This is a genomic window from Methylorubrum suomiense (assembly GCF_022179765.1).
In the GTDB taxonomy this organism is placed as follows: Bacteria; Pseudomonadota; Alphaproteobacteria; order Rhizobiales; family Beijerinckiaceae; genus Methylobacterium; species Methylobacterium suomiense.
This window is the reverse complement of sequence record NZ_BPRE01000001.1, coordinates 437,216-453,687: the sequence shown is the minus strand read 5'-3', so window position 1 is coordinate 453,687 and position 16,472 is coordinate 437,216. Positions and strand designations below refer to the sequence as shown.

At 71.4% G+C, this 16,472-nt stretch carries 19 protein-coding genes and 1 pseudogene; 17 read left to right on the top strand and 3 right to left on the bottom strand.

The genetic code is table 11. The features are described 5' to 3' along the window. Nucleotides 1-23: 23 nt before the first annotated feature. The 13 genes from MFF26_RS26420 (at nt 24) to MFF26_RS02105 (ending at nt 11,920) form a co-directional block, all read left to right on the top strand. Nucleotides 24-1,547: a DUF2793 domain-containing protein gene (locus tag MFF26_RS26420; protein ID WP_283207387.1), complete on the top strand. Its 1,524-nt coding sequence runs from the start codon at nt 24-26 to the stop codon at nt 1,545-1,547. Nucleotides 1,548-1,601: 54 nt separating this feature from the next. Beyond that, nucleotides 1,602-2,159 (top strand): lysozyme, encoded by a 558-nt coding sequence (locus MFF26_RS02160; RefSeq protein WP_238307421.1) that lies wholly within the window; start codon nt 1,602-1,604, stop codon nt 2,157-2,159. Nucleotides 2,160-2,191: 32 nt separating this feature from the next. Continuing rightward, entirely contained in the window at nt 2,192-2,746 is a 555-nt protein-coding gene (locus MFF26_RS02155) for a hypothetical protein (protein WP_238307420.1), read from the top strand. Between the two features lie 70 nt (nt 2,747-2,816). Next, complete coding sequence (locus tag MFF26_RS02150; RefSeq protein ID WP_137831567.1) at nt 2,817-3,170, top strand: hypothetical protein; 354 nt, start codon at nt 2,817-2,819, stop codon at nt 3,168-3,170. Nucleotides 3,171-3,603: 433 nt separating this feature from the next. Beyond that, nucleotides 3,604-3,975, top strand: coding sequence for a PepSY domain-containing protein (locus tag MFF26_RS02145; RefSeq protein ID WP_137831568.1), 372 nt, complete (start codon nt 3,604-3,606; stop codon nt 3,973-3,975). Between the two features lie 122 nt (nt 3,976-4,097). Then, on the top strand, nt 4,098-4,775 hold the full coding sequence (locus MFF26_RS02140) for a response regulator transcription factor (protein WP_137831569.1): 678 nt from the start codon (nt 4,098-4,100) through the stop codon (nt 4,773-4,775). Nucleotides 4,776-4,903: 128 nt separating this feature from the next. After that, nucleotides 4,904-5,122 (top strand): hypothetical protein, encoded by a 219-nt coding sequence (locus tag MFF26_RS02135; protein ID WP_137831570.1) that lies wholly within the window; start codon nt 4,904-4,906, stop codon nt 5,120-5,122. After that, on the top strand, nt 5,088-5,540 hold the full coding sequence (locus tag MFF26_RS26415; protein WP_137831571.1) for a DUF2335 domain-containing protein: 453 nt from the start codon (nt 5,088-5,090) through the stop codon (nt 5,538-5,540). The genes MFF26_RS02135 and MFF26_RS26415 overlap by 35 nt, the downstream gene beginning before the upstream one ends. Nucleotides 5,541-5,548: 8 nt before the next feature. Further along, nucleotides 5,549-6,964 (top strand): ATP-binding protein, encoded by a 1,416-nt coding sequence (locus tag MFF26_RS02125; protein ID WP_137831572.1) that lies wholly within the window; start codon nt 5,549-5,551, stop codon nt 6,962-6,964. Nucleotides 6,965-7,132: 168 nt separating this feature from the next. Then, on the top strand, nt 7,133-8,737 hold the full coding sequence (gene ccmI, locus MFF26_RS02120) for a c-type cytochrome biogenesis protein CcmI (RefSeq protein ID WP_137831573.1): 1,605 nt from the start codon (nt 7,133-7,135) through the stop codon (nt 8,735-8,737). 157 nt (nt 8,738-8,894) lie between these two features. Next, the gene (gene ccmE, locus MFF26_RS02115; protein WP_137831574.1) at nt 8,895-9,422 is read left to right on the top strand and encodes a cytochrome c maturation protein CcmE; all 528 of its coding nucleotides are present in this window, start codon (nt 8,895-8,897) and stop codon (nt 9,420-9,422) included. 45 nt (nt 9,423-9,467) lie between these two features. Further along, on the top strand, nt 9,468-11,468 hold the full coding sequence (locus MFF26_RS02110; protein ID WP_137831575.1) for a heme lyase CcmF/NrfE family subunit: 2,001 nt from the start codon (nt 9,468-9,470) through the stop codon (nt 11,466-11,468). After that, nucleotides 11,465-11,920: a cytochrome c-type biogenesis protein gene (locus MFF26_RS02105; protein ID WP_137831576.1), complete on the top strand. Its 456-nt coding sequence runs from the start codon at nt 11,465-11,467 to the stop codon at nt 11,918-11,920. The genes MFF26_RS02110 and MFF26_RS02105 overlap by 4 nt, the downstream gene beginning before the upstream one ends. Here the strand turns inward: MFF26_RS02105 and MFF26_RS26595 are convergent. Beyond that, a pseudogene (locus MFF26_RS26595) lies at nt 11,907-12,593 on the bottom strand (DUF7002 family protein). The gene MFF26_RS02105 and the pseudogene MFF26_RS26595 sit on opposite strands and share 14 nt — an antisense overlap. A gap of 110 nt (nt 12,594-12,703) precedes the next feature. On the opposite strand from MFF26_RS26595, the gene MFF26_RS02095 reads away from it, so the two are divergent. The 3 genes from MFF26_RS02095 to MFF26_RS02085 all read left to right on the top strand — a co-directional run bounded on the left by MFF26_RS02095 (nt 12,704) and on the right by MFF26_RS02085 (nt 15,184). Beyond that, nucleotides 12,704-13,369 carry a DUF1007 family protein gene (locus tag MFF26_RS02095; protein ID WP_137831578.1) on the top strand — a complete coding sequence of 222 codons (666 nt, stop codon included), beginning with the start codon at nt 12,704-12,706 and terminating at the stop codon, nt 13,367-13,369. Then, the gene (locus MFF26_RS02090; protein WP_238307418.1) at nt 13,360-14,388 is read left to right on the top strand and encodes a nickel/cobalt transporter; all 1,029 of its coding nucleotides are present in this window, start codon (nt 13,360-13,362) and stop codon (nt 14,386-14,388) included. The genes MFF26_RS02095 and MFF26_RS02090 overlap by 10 nt, the downstream gene beginning before the upstream one ends. A 67-nt stretch (nt 14,389-14,455) precedes the next feature. Further along, nucleotides 14,456-15,184 carry a hypothetical protein gene (locus MFF26_RS02085; RefSeq protein WP_137831580.1) on the top strand — a complete coding sequence of 243 codons (729 nt, stop codon included), beginning with the start codon at nt 14,456-14,458 and terminating at the stop codon, nt 15,182-15,184. Here the strand turns inward: MFF26_RS02085 and MFF26_RS02080 are convergent. Further along, a complete protein-coding gene (locus MFF26_RS02080) occupies nt 15,175-15,774 on the bottom strand; it encodes a histidine phosphatase family protein (protein ID WP_137831581.1) in 600 nt (199 codons plus the stop codon). The two genes, MFF26_RS02085 and MFF26_RS02080, sit on opposite strands and share 10 nt — an antisense overlap. Here MFF26_RS02080 and MFF26_RS02075 point away from each other — a divergent pair. Continuing rightward, a complete protein-coding gene (locus tag MFF26_RS02075) occupies nt 15,766-15,993 on the top strand; it encodes a hypothetical protein (protein ID WP_137831582.1) in 228 nt (75 codons plus the stop codon). The genes MFF26_RS02080 and MFF26_RS02075 overlap by 9 nt on opposite strands. Nucleotides 15,994-16,050: 57 nt before the next feature. Here MFF26_RS02075 and sugE read toward each other — a convergent pair whose 3' ends face one another. Then, a complete protein-coding gene (gene sugE, locus MFF26_RS02070; protein ID WP_137831583.1) occupies nt 16,051-16,371 on the bottom strand; it encodes a quaternary ammonium compound efflux SMR transporter SugE in 321 nt (106 codons plus the stop codon). Between the last annotated feature and the right edge of the window lie 101 nt (nt 16,372-16,472).

Here is a 16,472-nt window from a genome sequence, read left to right as displayed (position 1 = left end):
GCGGGTCCCTCACGGAGTCGAGCATGGTGGAGAACACCCCCAGCCTGGCCCTGCCGCTGATCGCGGCGGGGCAGGCCCAGAAGCATGTCACCCACAACGAGGCCCTCGCGCTTCTCGACGCGCTGGTACAGCTCGCGGTGATCGACCGGGATCTGGCCGTCCCGCCCGGACATCCGGAGGAGGGCGACCGCTACCTCGTCGCCGCCGATCCGTCGGGCGCCTGGGCCGGTTGGGCGGGGCGCATCGCCCGCTATCAGGACGGGGCGTGGTTCTCCCTCGTGCCGCGTTCGGGCTGGCTCGTTTTCGTTGCCGACGAGGCTGAGATCTACGCGTTCACGAACGGTGCGTGGTCCCCGCTCCGGCCCGCCCTGACCGCGCTTCAGAATCTGACGCGTCTCGGCCTCGGCACGGCCGCCGATGCGCAGAACCCATTCGCCGCCAAGCTCAACAAGGCGCTCTGGACGGCGCTTACCACGGGCGAGGGCGGGGACGGCGATCTCCGTTATACCCTCAACAAGCAGGCGCCGGGGCACGTGCTCTCGCTCCTGCTGCAAACGGGCTTTTCCGGCCGCGCCGAGATCGGACTCGTCGGCAACGACGATCTCAGCCTGCGCGTGAGCCCGGACGGCGGCACTTGGACCACCGTGTTCACGGTCGAGCGCACGACCGGTGCGGCCCTCTTCGACAAGGGAATCCTGCGGGAGGAGCTGACCGTCTTCACCGCGTCGGGCGCTTGGACGAAGCCGGATTGGGCCCGCACCGTCACGGTCACCGCCATGGGCGGCGGCGGGGGCGGCGGGGGTGCCCGGCGCGGCGCGGCGGGCACGGTCCGCAACGGCGGGGGAGGGGGCGGGGCCGGTGCTCTCAACAGCGAAACCTTCGCGGCCTCCGAGATCGGCGCGACGCTGACGGTGACGATCGGCGCGGGCGGCGCCGGGGCGCCGGCCGTCACCACCGACGACACGAACGGCGCCTCCGGCGCGGCGGGCGGCGCGACGAGCGTCCACGACGGCTCGGGCTACGATCTCGTGCGCGCCTTCGGCGGCAGCGCGGGCGGCGGCGGGACGAATTCCGTACCCGGCAGCGGCGGAGCAGCGGGCGGGGGTGCCTCCCTCGAATCCGTCGGCGCGGGCGGTGCGGCCGGCAGCAATGGCGTCACCGGCGCCAGCGGCACCGCTGGACTGCGCGGCGCGGGCGGCGGCGGCGCGGGTGGGGGCCTCACCGGGGGCAATGTCGCCGCCCCCGGACGGAACGCGGGAGCCGGCTACGCCGTCGGAAACGGTCGCGAATCCGCCGGTGGCAGCCTCGGCGCGGTCGGTGCTGCGGGTGCGGCGGGCCAGGCCAAGAGATGGCCGCGCGGCGCGGGCGGCGGCGGGGGCGGCGGTGGAGCCGGGGCCGCGGACGGTTCGAGCGGCGGCGGCCGGGGCGGCGCGGGCGGCCTTCCCGGTGGCGGCGGGGGCGGGGCGGGCGCCGCCGTCAACGGCGCCGCCACCGGAGCCGGCGGCCCCGGCGGGCGCGGTGAAGTCTGGATCCTCGCCCGCGGGTGAGGCGACGGCCGCTGCCTCCCCATCGCCCCCCAACTTCTGTCGAGAGAACGCACCATGGATCTCAGCCCCATCGGCCGCGCCGTGCTGGTCGCTCGCGAAGGGCGTCGGCTCGAGGCCTACCGCGACAGCGTCGGGATCTGGACTATCGGCGTCGGCCATACCGCTGCCGCCGGTCCCCCCCTGCCGCGGGCGGGCCTGCGGATCACCGCTGCGGAATGCGACGCGATCTTCGCCCGGGACATCGCCCGCTTCGTCCGCACCGTCGCCCAGGCCCTCCCGGAACCGCTGCCACAGCACGCCTTCGACGCGCTGGTCTCGCTCAGCTTCAACATCGGCCCGGCGGCCTTCCTGCGCTCCACCGTCCTGCGCCGTCTGCGCGCCGGCGACCGGGCGGGCGCGGCGGAGGCCATGCTGCTGTGGAACCGACCCGCCGTGCTGATCCCGCGCCGGCAGGCCGAAGTCGACCAGTTCCGCACGCCCTACGAGACCGCCCTGCCGCGCCCCCGCCGCAGCGATCCGCCGCTCGCCGCCTCCATCCAGACCGAGCCCGCAGAGACGCCATCGCCCGGCTGGGTCGCGCGCCTGCGGGCGTGGCTCGGCAGCCGCCGCTGAAACCTGTCCGCTCCCGAGAAAGGATATCTGTCATGGCTCTGCCTGAACCGGCCACCCGGCGCTCCGCATCCGGTCTGCGCGGGCTGCTGCTCGCGGCCGCCGTCGTGATCGCCGCGCCCCGGGCCTGCACCCCCGCCCATGCCGCCGACGCCGTCGTCGTGCTGCCCTGGGGCGATGGCCTGGTTGCCCTCGCCCACGCCCTCGCCGGGCTGACCGGGCCGGTGCTCGCGGCCGTCGTGGCGGCCTTGATCGCCCGCATCGCCGGGCCCTTGCGCCTCCTCGTCACCGATGCCCTGGTGGAGCGGCTGGTGCGCAACGCCACCGACTACGCCCTCAACGCCGTTGCCGGCACGGTTCGCGGGCGAACCCTGACCGTCACCCTCGGCTCGGCAGTGATCGCCCGCGCGGTGCAGCGGGCGCTGGACGAGGCACCGGCCTGGCTGGTCCGGGCCGCGGGCGACGGGCCGGGGATCGCCGCCAAGGTGTTCCGCGCCCTGCCGCTGGAGGCGGACGCGACCGCCGCCAACACCCTGCACGCCGCCCTTGACCGCGTCCCCGGTTCCGCCCCGCGCCGGCCGCGCACCTGATCCCAAGGCGGCCCGACTCCCAAGGCGGCCCGAAGCGGGCCCGCCTCGCAAGCCGCTCCGGAGCGCCGCCGTGGACAAGATCGCCATCGAGGCCGCCCGTCTGCTGTTCGCCGATGGCGGCGCCGGCTGGATCGTCGCGGTGCTGCTCGGCATCGCCTGCCTGCATCTCTACCGCGACAGCCTGCGCAGTCTGGAGGCGCGGATCGAGGAGACCGGCGCCACGGCGGCGGCCCTGGAGCGGGCCTCGCAGACCAACATCGCGGTGGCTGCGGCTCTCGAGAGCCGGACGCGAACGCTGGAGGATCTGACCCGGCTCTCCGCCGAGATCGCCCGAGACGTCGAGCGCAGCGATCTCCGCACCCGCGACAAGCTCGAAGAGATCCTCCGGCGATTAAACGATCTCCCGCATCGCCCGCGGTCCTGATCGGACGATCCATTCGGGGGGGGACATGGGACGAGCCGCCTTCGCCAACCGGTTCGATCCGGGTGCTCACGGACGGCGGTGCCTTGCGCGGCGCCGGATCCGGGCCGCGACGGCCCGCTTCCGGATCGCGCTTCGGGACTTCGAGGATTCGATCCGCGCGCTGCACGGGGCCGCACACGATTATGCCCGAGACCTGGCGGCTGCCGGTCCGACGCCGCGAATCACGCGCGATGGTGACTCCGTACCGCATACCGGGCGGTCGGGCGGCGCAGGGCGCCGTGGGGAACCGTCACGGCCATCTGAACTTAACCCGCACCGAAGCTCGCCCGAGACCATGGCAACCGACCGCAAATCCACATTTCATCTTCCCGGTCGGTGTCGCGTCCCGAACATTCAGGACGCATTCAGTGCTCCGGCGCGAATGTCGTTTTCAATGCGCCAAGCTTTCGCCCTGTTGATCGTCGTCTCGACCGTCGCGGTTTTCGCGACGGATGCGGTCGGTCCTCTTGCCGAGGAGACCGGCGCCCTTGCGCCGGCGCCGCAGATCCGCGAGCCGATGAATCGCGGAGACGACTGTCTGTCGCCCGCCGATCTGCGCGAGGCGGTGGCCGACAAGCGCGTGGTCCCGCCGATCGCGGCGATCCGCGCCGCGCGTCAGGCGATTCCCCGGGCCGAGATTCAGCGCGCCCGGCTGTGCCGGCACGATGCCGGACTCGTTTACCTGCTCACCGCCTTGCGTCGGGACGGGCAATTCGTCCAGGTCATGGTCGACGGCCAGTCGGGGCAGGTCAGCGGGCAGTGGTAGGCCATCCCCAGCCGCCGGCCTTCAAGAAATCGCCGGTGCGTCGGGGGTGCACAAGGATTGAGAAACGTCGCTCCGGATAAGGTATTCCCGACGACGTTTTGAGGATCGAGGAGTGACCGACCGTGCGTCTGCTCGTGGTCGAGGACGACCGTGACATCAACCGCCAGGTGGTGACTGCGCTGGAGGAGGCCGGCTACGTCGCCGACAAGGCCTTCGACGGCGAGGAAGGGGGGTATCTCGGCGAGAACGAGCCCTACGACGCCATCATCCTCGACATGGGCCTTCCCAAGGCCGACGGCGTCACCGTGCTGCAGAATTGGCGCCGGGCCGGGGTGAAGACGCCCGTCATCATCCTGACCGCCCGGGACCGCTGGTCCGACAAGGTCGACGGCTTCGATGCCGGCGCCGACGACTACGTCACCAAGCCCTTCCACATGGAGGAGCTGATGGCCCGCGTGCGCGCGATTCTTCGGCGCGCGGCCGGTCATGCCAGCAGTCAGATATCCTGCGGTCCCGTCACCCTCGACACCCGCTCCGGCCGCGTCTTCGTCGACGGCAATCCGGTGAAGCTGACGAGCCACGAATATCGTCTGCTCTCCTACCTCATGCACCATACCGGCCGCGTCGTCTCCCGCGCGGAACTCACCGAACACCTCTACGATCAGGATTTCGACCGCGATTCCAACACCATCGAGGTCTTCGTCGGGCGCCTGCGCAAGAAGCTGGCGGTGGATCTGATCCAGACGGTGCGGGGCTTGGGTTATCTCGTTGATCCGAACCAGCCGGGCGGGAAGGGGTGAGGGGGCGAAGCCCTCGCTCAATTTCGTGGCAACCGCGCGGACCATGTCCTAAGGTCAAGGCGTGCGAGCCGAGGGCGCAGTCCACGGCTGGAGCGCCCCACTTCTCCGAACGGGTCCTTCCTGTCCCGATGCGTGCGACGACCCAGAAATTTCCTGAGCGGACCCGCCTCGGCAGCTTCTTCGCTGGTCTGAGCGCGCTGGTTTCCGTGTGGCCGGCCTCGGACCCGGCACGCTATCCACATCGCGACGAGGCCGATGCCCTGTTGAGCGATGGCCTCAGGATCGGGAATGACATGCGGGTCGTGATCGAGCGTGAGCATATCCGTGCGCAAGCCGAGGCGGAGTAGCGCACCGGCCCGGCAAGCGGGACCGACCGATCAGGGAAGTTCCGAGACGCAGCGTGACCGGACAGTCGTTGTCGAACGCGGGGTATCCTGGCGTGGCCCCCTGCCGCCGCCGGCCGTCCTCGACGATTTTCGAAAGCTCGTGCCGGATGCGCCCGAACGCATTTTCCGGCAGTGGGAAGGTGAGTCGGAGCATCGACGCTCCTATGAGAAGGCAGCGCTCGAAGCCTCCATCCGGCGCGATCTGATCGGACAGATCAGCGCGACCGTGTTCGCTCTTTCGGCCCTGGCGGTCTCCGCGTTCGCACTCTGGATGGGTGAACCCTGGGTCGCCGGAACGATCGGTGGCGGGACCATCGTTTCCGTCGTTGGGGCCTTCCTGTACCGACGCGGCTCGGGCAGGACGAAGGACAAACAGTAGAAGCCGCAATGACCGACCGCCTCGCCTGGCTTCCCCTGCGCCGCCGCTCCATCGCGGTCCGGCTCGCGGTCTCCTCGTTTCTGTCGAGCACCGCGATCCTCGTCATCGCGGCCTTCATCCTCACGACGCTCTACCGTGAGAACACTGAGCGGGCCTTCGACAGCCGGTTGCTCGTCTTCGCCAACAATCTCGCCACCGACCTCGTCTCCCCGAGCGATCCCGAGACGCGCTCCTTCTCGCTGGGCGATCCGCGCTTCGACCTGCCCCTGTCGGGCTGGTACTGGCAGGTCGGGCGGCCCGACGCGAAGCCGCGGGACCTGCGCACCTCGCGCTCGCTCGTCGGCGTCCCGCTGAAAGGTCCGGATCAGGCCGGCACCGCGACGATCGGCCAGATTCGCCAGGGTTATGGACGGGGCCAGGACGACCGGACGCTGCGCATCGTCGAGCGCGACGTCGATGTCGGTACGGAGGGGCGCTACACGGTGCGGGTCGCAGGCCCCGCCGACGAAATCGTGAACGACGTCGAGCGCTTCCGCTTCTCGCTGTTCATGACCTTCGGGCTGCTCGGCTTCTCGCTGGCGGCGACCGCGCTCCTGCAGATCCGCTTCGGCCTCGCACCCCTGCGCAAGCTGCGCACGGCGCTCGGCACCATCCGCCGTGGCGAGGCCGACCGGATCGACGGCGAGTACCCGCGCGACATCGCTCCGCTGGCCGGCGAGATCAATCTCCTGATCGAGACCAATCGCGAGATCCTGGAGCGCGCCCGCACCCAGGTCGGCAACCTCGCCCACGCTCTCAAGACGCCGCTCTCGATCATCGTCAACGAGGTCGGCAGCAGCGATGCGCCGCCGGAGCTGTCGGAGAAGATCCGCGAGCAGGCCGCGGTGATGCGCGATCAGGTGAACTACCATCTCGACCGGGCGCGCGCCGCCGCCCTGGCCGGGACGCTGGGCACCTCCACCGAGGTCGAGCCGGCGCTCGCCGGCCTCGTGCGCACCTTCGGCAAGATCTATCGCGACAAGGACATCGCCTACGAGGTCCGCGTCTCGCCGGGCCTGCGCTTCCGCGGAGAGAAGCAGGATTTCGAGGAGATGATCGGCAATCTCGTCGACAACGCGTCGAAATGGGCCCATGGCCGCGTCTCGATCGCGGCGACGCCGATCGGGGGCGACGATTATCCCCACCTCATCGTCGCCGTGGAGGATGACGGGCCGGGCCTGCCCGAGGAGGACCGCGCCGCTGTGCTCAAGCGCGGACGCCGCCTCGACGAGACCAAGCCGGGCTCCGGCCTCGGCCTGTCCATCGTCGCCGACTTGGCCGCCCTCTATCGCGGTCGGTTCCGCCTGGAGGCCGCCGGCCTGGGCGGGTTGCGGGCCGTGATCGAGGTGCCCGGCGACGCGCCCGCCGGGGCGGGGCAGCGTTGAGTCACAGAAGAGAATCGAGATTGACCGGCCAAGGTTACGCCCGGCCGGACCTATGCTAAGGCGCTACCTTCGCGCCTTGCGCTTCGCGTGACGACGTGTCGCCCGAGGGCGATGTCGTGCGGACCCTGCTCCGGCACTACACGGGGCCGAGCTAGTATTCAGGGGCCAATGACGGCGATCTGGTTCATTCTGGCGGCCATGACCGGCGCGGCCGTCTTCGCGCTGCTCTGGCCGATGTCGCGCCGCCGCCGCCAGGAGGTGGCTGGGGCCGAGCTCTCGACCGAGGCCGGCTTCTACGAGGATCAACTCGCCGAGATCGAGCGGGATCTCGCGCGCGGGCTGATCGCACCGGCCGAGGCCGAAGCCGCCCGCACCGAGGCCGCGCGCCGCCTCCTGCGCGCGAGCCGCGAGGAGAGTGCGGCGAAATCGACGCTGGCGCCGCTGGCGGAGCCGCATCTGCGTCAGCGCCGCGCGGCCTCCGCCTTCGCCCTGTCGACGATCCCCCTCGTGGCGCTCGTGGTCTACGGCTTGTACGGCTCGCCGAACCTTCCCTCGCAGACCGATGCCGACCGGAGCGCGAGTCGCGCCGGGGCGCAGGATCTGATGACCGCCATCGGCCAGATCGAGGCGCGTCTCGCGAGCCACCCGGACGACGTCCGCGGCTGGAGCGTGCTCGGCCCCGTCTATATGCGCCTCGGGCGCTACGACGACGCGGCCCGGGCCTATGCCGCCATTGTTCGCCTTAAGGGCGAGGACGCCTCCGCGCTCTCCGACTGGGGCGAGGCCCTGGTCGTCGCCGCCGACGGCGCGGTTTCGCCGGAGGCCCGCAAGGTGCTGAGCCGCGCCGCCGCCGCCGATCCGAAGGCCCCCAAGGCCCAGTTCTACCTCGCCCGCGGCGACGAACAGGCCGGCGACGTGGCCGGCGCGATCCGTCGGCTCGGCGCGCTCGCCGACGGGGCGCCCACCGACGCGCCCTGGCTTCCCACGGTGCGCGACACTCTGGCCCGCCTCAAGGGAGAGACCGCAGCGCCGGCGACGCCGGAGGGCGGCCCGAAGCCTGAGCAGCCCGGGGGCGGCGCGGCGGCCGGCAATTCCTCGGTCGCGGGCCCGGCGGCCAGCATCCAGGCGCTTCCGCCCTCGGAGCGGATCGACGCGATTCGCGGCATGGTCGAGGGGCTGGAGCGGCGCTTGGCCAAGCAGGGTGGAACCGCCGACGAGTGGCTGCGCCTCGTGCGTTCCCACGCGGTGCTCGGCGAGCGTGACAAGGCGCTCGACGCGCTGGTCCGCGCCCGCGAGGCCCTGAAGGGTGACGAGGCGGCCCGTGCTCGCTTGGACGCGCAGGCCCGTGAACTCGGCCTCGCCGAAATCCGCCCCGGCGGCATGCCCGGATCGGCCGAGGCATCCTCCGACGCCAAGCCGACCGAGACCGGTCCGTCGGAGTCCAGATCCTCCGACGCGAAGCCCCCGGGCGAGGCGCCGCGCGGTGGGGGGATGGATTCCGATGCCGCCGCCAATGCCATCCGGACGATGCCGCCGGCCGAACGGGAGGCGGCGATCCGCGGCATGGTCGCAACGCTCGACCGGCGATTGGCGGCCAAGGGCGGAAGCACCGACGAGTGGATGCGCCTCGTGCGCTCCTACGGGGTGATCGGCGACCGGGCCGCCGCGATCCAGGCGCTCGACCGGGCCAAGATGGCCCTCGCCGCCAATCCGGTCGCGGTGGAACGGCTCGACGCGCTCGGCCGGGAACTGGACCTCGTGGCCAAGCCCTGAAGGGCACCTCTGACAATCGGTCCCGCCCGCTCAACCTTGACCCGAGGGGCGCGCGGGCCGAAACCGTTCAAGCGAACAACTCTAAGAAAGATGTCAGGCCGCCCTTCGAGCCCTGCCCGAAGGCCAGGAACGCGCCGACGAACCGGGACGGAACCCTGTGACCCGCAAGAGCCGCCGCCTGATCCTCATCGCCTGCTGCGGGGCCGTGCTGGCCCTGGCGCTGGGGCTGATCCTGTCGGCGATGACCGGCTCGATCGTGTTCTTCCGCTCGCCCACGGAAGTCGCCGCCCAGGGCGTGGCACCGGGAACCCGCTTCCGCCTCGGCGGCCTCGTGACGGAGGGCTCGCTCAAGCGCGGCCCCGACCAGAATGTCGAGTTCTCGGTGACCGATACGGGCGCGACCGTGCCGGTGCAGTATCGCGGCCAATTGCCGGACCTGTTCCGCGAGGGCCAGGGTATCGTCGCCGAGGGCACCCTCGATATGGGCGGCGTGTTCCGCGCCGACACCGTGCTGGCCAAGCACGACGAGAACTACATGCCCCGCGAGGTCGCCGACGCTCTGAAGGCGCAGGGGCGCTGGCAGGAGGGCGGCGGCAAGCCGCCCGCGGAAGCAGCCAAAGAGACCCCGAAAGATGCCGCGAAGCCGGCCGCCGACGCGACCCTCGGCCAGCGCAGCGAGCGGTAGCCCCATGACCACCAACCGGATCGTGTCCGCGCGGGAGACCCATTCGTGATCGTCGAGCTCGGCCATTACGCCCTGGCGCTCGCGCTGGCCCTCTCTCTCGTCCAGGCGGTGATGCCGGCCTGGGCCGCCCGCTCCGGCGATGCGGCGTTGCGCGAGGTCGCGGTGCCGGCGGCGCTCGGCACCTTCGCCTGCATCCTGTTTTCGTTCTGCGCGCTCACCTACGCGCATGTCGCCTCGGACTTCTCGGTCCAGAACGTCGTCGAGAACTCTCACACGGCCAAGCCGCTGATCTACAAGATCTCCGGCGTGTGGGGGAACCACGAGGGCTCGATGCTGCTCTGGGTGCTCATCCTCGCCCTGTTCGGGGCCTGGGTCGCCACCGCCAAGAATTCCGTGCCGGCGGTCCTGCGCACCAACACCCTGATGGTGCAGGCCTCGATCACCTTCGTGTTCGTGCTGTTCATCATCACGACCTCGAACCCGTTCAGCCGCGTCGCCCCGGCGCCGCTCGAGGGCAACGACCTCAACCCGCTGCTGCAGGATCTCGGCCTCGCGATCCATCCGCCGCTGCTCTATCTCGGCTATGTCGGCTTCTCGATCACCTTCGCCTTCGCCGTCGCCGCACTGATCGAGGGGCGCATCGACGCCGTCTGGGCGCGCGCCGTGCGGCCCTGGACCCTGATCGCCTGGAGCTTCCTGACGCTCGGCATCGCCATGGGGTCGTACTGGGCCTATTACGAGCTCGGCTGGGGCGGCTGGTGGTTCTGGGACCCGGTCGAGAACGCCTCGCTGATGCCCTGGATCGCCGGCACGGCGCTGTTGCACTCCACCGTCGTCATGGAGAAGCGCGACGCGCTCAAGGTCTGGACGGTGCTGCTCGCCATCCTGACCTTCTCGCTCTCGCTGGTCGGCACCTTCATCGTCCGCTCCGGCCTCCTGACCTCGGTCCACAGCTTCGCTTCGGATCCGAGCCGCGGCGTCTTCATCCTCGGCATCCTCGCCCTGTTCATCGGCGGCTCCCTCAGCCTGTTCGCGTGGCGGGCGCCGATGCTGCGCCAGGGCGGCCTGTTCGCGCCGATCTCCCGCGAGGGCGCGCTGGTGATGAACAACCTTTTCCTCGTCGCCGCCTGCGCCACGGTGTTCGTCGGCACGCTCTATCCGCTGCTGCTGGAGATGCTGACGGGCGACAAGATCTCGGTCGGCCCGCCCTTCTTCAACTGGACCTTCATTCCCCTGGCGCTGCCGCTGCTGTTCATCGTCCCGTTCGGCCAGGGACTCGCCTGGAAGCGTGGCGATGCGGCGGCGGCCGCCCAGCGCCTGCTCGCGGCCTTCGCGGTGGCGCTCGTCGTCGGGCTCGCGGCCGCCGCGATGACCTGGGGCGGGCCGGTCATGGCACCGATCGGACTCGGCATCGGCGCCTATCTCATCATCGGCTCGGCCCTGGAGATCTGGGTCCGTGCCCGCGGCACCAGCCAGAGCCGCAGCCGCGATCTCGGCACGACGTGGCGCCGGGCGATCGGCCTGCCGCGCTCGGCCTGGGGCACCGCCCTGGCGCATGCGGGCGTCGGCGTCGCGGTGCTGGGTATCGCCGCGCAGGGCTGGGCCACGGAAGGCCTCGGCACCATCCGCCCCGGTGGGCAAGTGACGGCGGGTTCCTACGTCGCCACCCTCGACCGGGTCGGCCCGAAGAAGGGTGAGAATTACGAGGAGACTGCGGCCTTCCTGACCCTGCGCACCAAAGCCGGCGATTTCGTCGGCACGGTCGAGACCGGCAAGCGTTTCTACCCCTCCCGGCGGATGACGGTGACGGAAGCCGGGCTGACCACGATCGGGTTCAGTCAGATCTACGCGAGCCTCGGCGAGGTGATGCCCGACGGGTCGATCGGCCTGCGGCTCTACCACAAGCCTCTCGTGCTCCTGATCTGGATCGGCGCGCTGATCATGGCGGCGGGCGGCGGCCTGTCGCTCACCGACCGGCGCATGCGCGTGGGCGCTCCCGTCAAGGCGCGGGCGAAGCTGCCGCCGTCCGCGGTGCCGGCCGAATGACCCGTCTCCTCGCGCGACTCGCCCTGGTCCTGCTCCTCGTCCCGGCACCTGCCCTGGCGGTGCAGCCGGACGAGGTGTTGAAGGACCCGGCCATGGAGGCGCGGGCCCGCCAGATCTCGGAGGGCCTGCGCTGCCTCGTCTGTCAGAATCAGTCGATCGACGATTCCGACGCGCCGCTCGCCAAAGACCTGCGCCTGATCGTGCGCGAGCGCCTGAAGGAAGGCGATTCCAACAATCAGGTCGTCGATTACGTGGTCGCCCGCTACGGCGAGTTCGTGCTGCTGCGGCCCACCTTCGGCTGGCACACGCTGCTGCTTTGGCTGAGTCCGCTGCTCGCGGTGGGGCTCGGTGCCTTCGGCATCTGGCGCCTGTCGCGCCGCCAGGCCCCCAAGGCGGAGCGCCTGTCGGAGGCCGAGGCCGCCGAGGTCGAGGCGCTGCTCAAGCGGCCGTGACGGCGCGCTCGTCGAGCGTCCGCACCTCCGACCCCTCCCGCATGACGACGACGCGCCGCACGAACCGGGCGATGTCGGGGACCGAGCCCGGCACCGTCAGCTCCACCACCCGCTCGCCGCGGGAACGCTTCCTACGCCACTGGGCATAGGGATAGGCGTCGAGCGGCAGGAAGGTGTCGGCGCCGCGCGGGGCCGGAAACTGCCCGGTCGCTCCCGAATTGATCGGGGACAGCTCGATCCGGTCCGCATAGGCGGCGACGAAGGGCGCGGCCTCGATCTCTAGAACCTCGTGGGCGTGGTCCCGATAGGCGCGTCCGGCCAGCAGCGTCTAGACGCGCTTGCGGCTCAGCCAGAAGAACACCCGCCCGTTGAGCCGCGCGTGCCAGTCGGCCGGGACGAGGCCGTCGCGCAGGCAGCGGGTCAATGCCTTGTCGTTCAAGGGCTTCTGGTCGCGCAGCACGATCCGCCCGAGATCGGCCCGCTCGAGCACGATGCTCTCGGGGCGGCGCCGGAGAGCCGCCTCCCGCGCCGCGCCGTCGATGGCGAACAGGTCGAGCGCGGCCACCGGACTGAGCAGGCCGTGACGGCGGATCGTCGGCCATGCCCCGGCTTCCGCCATGTGGAACAGTGTCGGGCAGTCGCGCAGCCACTCGGCGCGCTCGTCCGCATTCATCGGCGCTTCCTCGTCGTCCCCGTGCGGCGCGCCCTGCTTTCGCCCGATCGACCGGGCAGGACTCGGCATCGACCGCCATCCTCAACGCAGCGAAACCCGATCCGAGCGCCATGCCGATCGCCGCACATCTTCGCCGCCTGCTCCTCGCGCCCCTGGCCGGCGTCGCCCTATCCCAGGCCGCGCAGGCGCATCCTCACGTCTGGGTCACGGCCAAGGCCGAGGTCGCCTACGAGGGCGGGCGCGTCGCCGGCATCCGGCACAGCTGGAGCTTCGATGCGGCCTATTCGGCCTACGTGACCCAGGGGCTCGACACCAACGGCGACGGCAAGCTCTCGCCGGAGGAACTCCAGGGACTTGCCACCGAGAACACCACGAATCTCACCGAATTCGCCTACTTCACCAAGCTCAAGGTCGCGGGGCGGGAGCAGGCTTTCGCCGATCCCCGCGAGGCCCGCATGAGCATGGAGGGCGATCGGCTGACCCTGAGCTTCCTGCTGCCGCTGAAGGCGCCCACCGCGCAAGGACGGGGCGTTGCGGCGCTGGAGGTGTACGACCCGACCTATTTCGTTTCCTTCAGTCTCGCCGAGGGGGCGGATGCCGTGCGCCTGCCGGGCGCCGCCGCCGGCTGCACCACCACCGTGACGCGGCCCAAGACCGTCGAGCCCGCAGTGGCCGAGGCTGGCAAATCGATGACCGAGGCGATGTTCGAAGCCCTCACCTCCGCGTCGAATTACGGCGAGCAATTCGCCAACCGGGCCATCGTCGCATGTCCCTGACGGCGGCCCTGGCGCCCAAGGAGCGGATGGGAAGCCGGCTGTCTCTCCGTCTCGCCCTCGCCGCTGGGGCGGTTCTCGCCGTCGCCGGTCTGCTGGCCATCCTCTCCTGGATCGTCGGGCCGACCCTGCCGGCGTCGCCGCCGCGCTCACCCTTCGGCATCGGCTTTCGCGAGGCCGCGCCGGCGGCGACCGGTCTCGGCGGATGGCTGCTCGCGGTCCAGTCGAACTTCTCGCGCAACCTGCAAGGGGCCGTGACGGCCTTGAAGGCGGGTGGCGACGGATGGGGCGGCTGGTGGCCCCTCGTCGTGATGGGCTTCGCCTACGGCGTGTTCCACGCGGCCGGGCCCGGACACGGCAAGGCGGTGATCGCCGGCTATATCGTGGCGGGCGAGCGCAGCCTGCGCCGCGGCTTCGCCCTCAGTGCCGCCGCCGCCCTCCTGCAAGCCTGCGTCGCCATCGCCATCGTCGGGATCGGCGCCCTCGTCCTCAAGGCAACGGCCAGCGGCATGACCCGGGCCGGCATCCTGATCGAGACCGTCAGCTTCGCCCTGGTGGCGCTGCTCGGCGCCGCGGTCACGTGGCGCAAGGCCGGACGGCTCGCCGCGCTGGCGACGGATGCGCCTGCCGCCGCCTGCGCTCCCGGCTGCGGCCACGTCCACCTGACCGACGCCGCCGCCCTGGACCGGCTCGACGGCTGGCGCGAGCGGGCCGCCGTGGTGGTTGCCGCCGGAAGCCGCCCCTGTGCCGGGGCGGTGCTGATCCTCGTGTTCGGTGCGAGCCAGGGCATGCTGGCGGCCGGAATCGCCGCGACGCTGGCCATGGCGCTCGGCACGGCGCTCACCACCGGCGCGCTCGCGAGCCTCGCGGTCTTCGCCAAGGCGCTGGCTTTGCGCCTCGCGGGCGGGCGCGGCCGGGCCGGAGCGCTCGCGGTCGGCGGCCTCGAACTGATGGCTGCCGCCTTCGTGCTGGTGCTCGGCCTCGCCCTCGTCCTCGGGATCGCCTCCGGCGCCGGCGGCTGAACGTCCTCTCGCCAAGGACGGCCCCGGCGTGGCAGGCTGACCGCCCGATCCGGAGGAGAGCCCCCGCGTGACCACACCCGGCGATGCCCTCGATGCTTTCGCACCCATCCTGAACTGGCGGCTCCTGAAAGGCTCGCACGCCTTTCCGGGGCCGGACGGGGGCACCTGCATCAACGAGGCGGCGATCGTCGCGGCGGGCCTGCCCTACCGGACGATCCGGGGCACGGAGGATTGCCCGCCCTGCTTCTCCCGCCCCCTCGCGGCCTACGCCCTCGGCCTCAACGACGCGATGCCCGAAGCCGAGCGGCAGGGGCTGATGGTGTTCGTGCTGCGCCTCTCGGGTTCGGCCGATCGCCCCGAGATCGAGGCGGCCCGCACCCGCTTCCTCGCGCTGGAGAGCGTGCGTCGCATTCTGCCGCCGCTGCTCGACCGGGCCGGTTTGCCCGCGCTCGCCGCCCGCTGCGAGATCGCGGCCGATGCGGAGGCGGCGCTTGGAATGGCGAAGACCGCCGAAGTGCAGGGCGGAGCGCTGTCCCACGCCGCCGCGGGGCGCCGGGCCTGGATCGTCGGAGCCCACGCATCGGCGGTCGCCCGCACCGCGACGGCGGCGATCCGGGCCTTCACCGATCCGCGCTGTGCGGCGGAAGTGGCGGAGGGCGCAGCGCCCTTCGCCGACGGCATCTGGGCCAGCGCCATGGGCATCCTCGACGGGGCCCTCGGCATCGGCCGGCAGGCTCCGGCGATCGATCCGACCTCGGCACGGGACCGTCTCGACGCGGCCCGCGCTCAGGCGTAGGCGCGCGGGCGCGGCGGCTCGGCCAAGTCGATCTCCATCGATTCGCAGTTGGCGAGCCAGCGCCCGGTCAGGTGGTAGAAGAAGGTGCAATGGCCGACGACCGCGATGGTCTGCTCCGGCCGTGCCCGAAGCCATTCCTGGAAGCCCAGGACGCGCTGGTCGAACAGAGTGCGGGGCTCGACATGCCACCCTTCGGGCCCGGCCGCGCCTTCGGCGTACCACCACGTCTCGGGCAGGTGATCGACCTGAAAATCCGGGAATTCTTGCGCGAGGACCGAGGCCGCGCGACCGATGTCGCAACTGCTCTCCTGGCATTCGCGGTGCAACACCTCGACCAGCACCTTGGGGGTCGCCGGGTGGTCCGCGAAGAGGCCCGCCGTGGTCTGGAGCGCGCGGGTCAGCGGCGAGGTGACGACGAGCTCGAACGGCACGTCGCGCAGCCGCGCGCGGGCGGCGGCGACCTGGGCGTGGCCGCGCTCCGAGAGGCGGGCGTCGATATGGCCGGGATCGCGCCCCGTCGCCTCGTGATGGGCGTTGAAGGTCGATTCGCCGTGGCGGATGCAGATGATGCGAGTGACGGATTGAGTCATGGGGCGGATGTAGGCGGCGGGCCCCCGCGGGCCAGCCATTGCGGCGGCGGGTCTCGCCCCGTTTCGAGTCACGGCCTGCCCTGCACCCTGCTGAGCGGCCGTTCGACGATCCAGGGTGAGCTGTTCGGCATCCGGGCGGCCCTGTTCTCCGGCCGCGGGGCACTGGCGGGCGGCACGCATGATGGGCGGATCGACCCCGGCATGGCCTGCGAGCCGTAGTACCGCCGCCTCCTCGACTGGGTGCGAGCGGACGGGCTCGCCGGGGAGTGACACGGCTCAGGCCGTGCTCGACAGCTTCATCAGCACGAGGCCGCCGACGATCAGCGCGGCGGCCAGAACCCGCATCGCGCTCAGCTCCTCTCCGAGCACCGCGATGCCGACCACGAAGGCGCCGATTGCGCCGACCCCGGTCCAGACCGTGTAGGCGGTGCCGAGCGGAAGCGTCCGCATCGCCCAGGCGAGCCCGGCGAGACTCACCGCCATCGCCCCGACGGTGACGAGCGAGGGCCAGAGCCGCGAGAAGCCGTCGGATTGCTTCATCGAGAAGGCCCAGACGACCTCGAACAGGCCGGCGGCGATGAGGATGATCCAGGCCAAGGCGGCCTCCCGGCGCGTGTCGCCGGGCCGTCCCGGTCTTGGACCCGAACTTGGCTCGCAAGCGGGGAGGACGTGGCCTCGCGGGCGTAGCTAAGGCACGC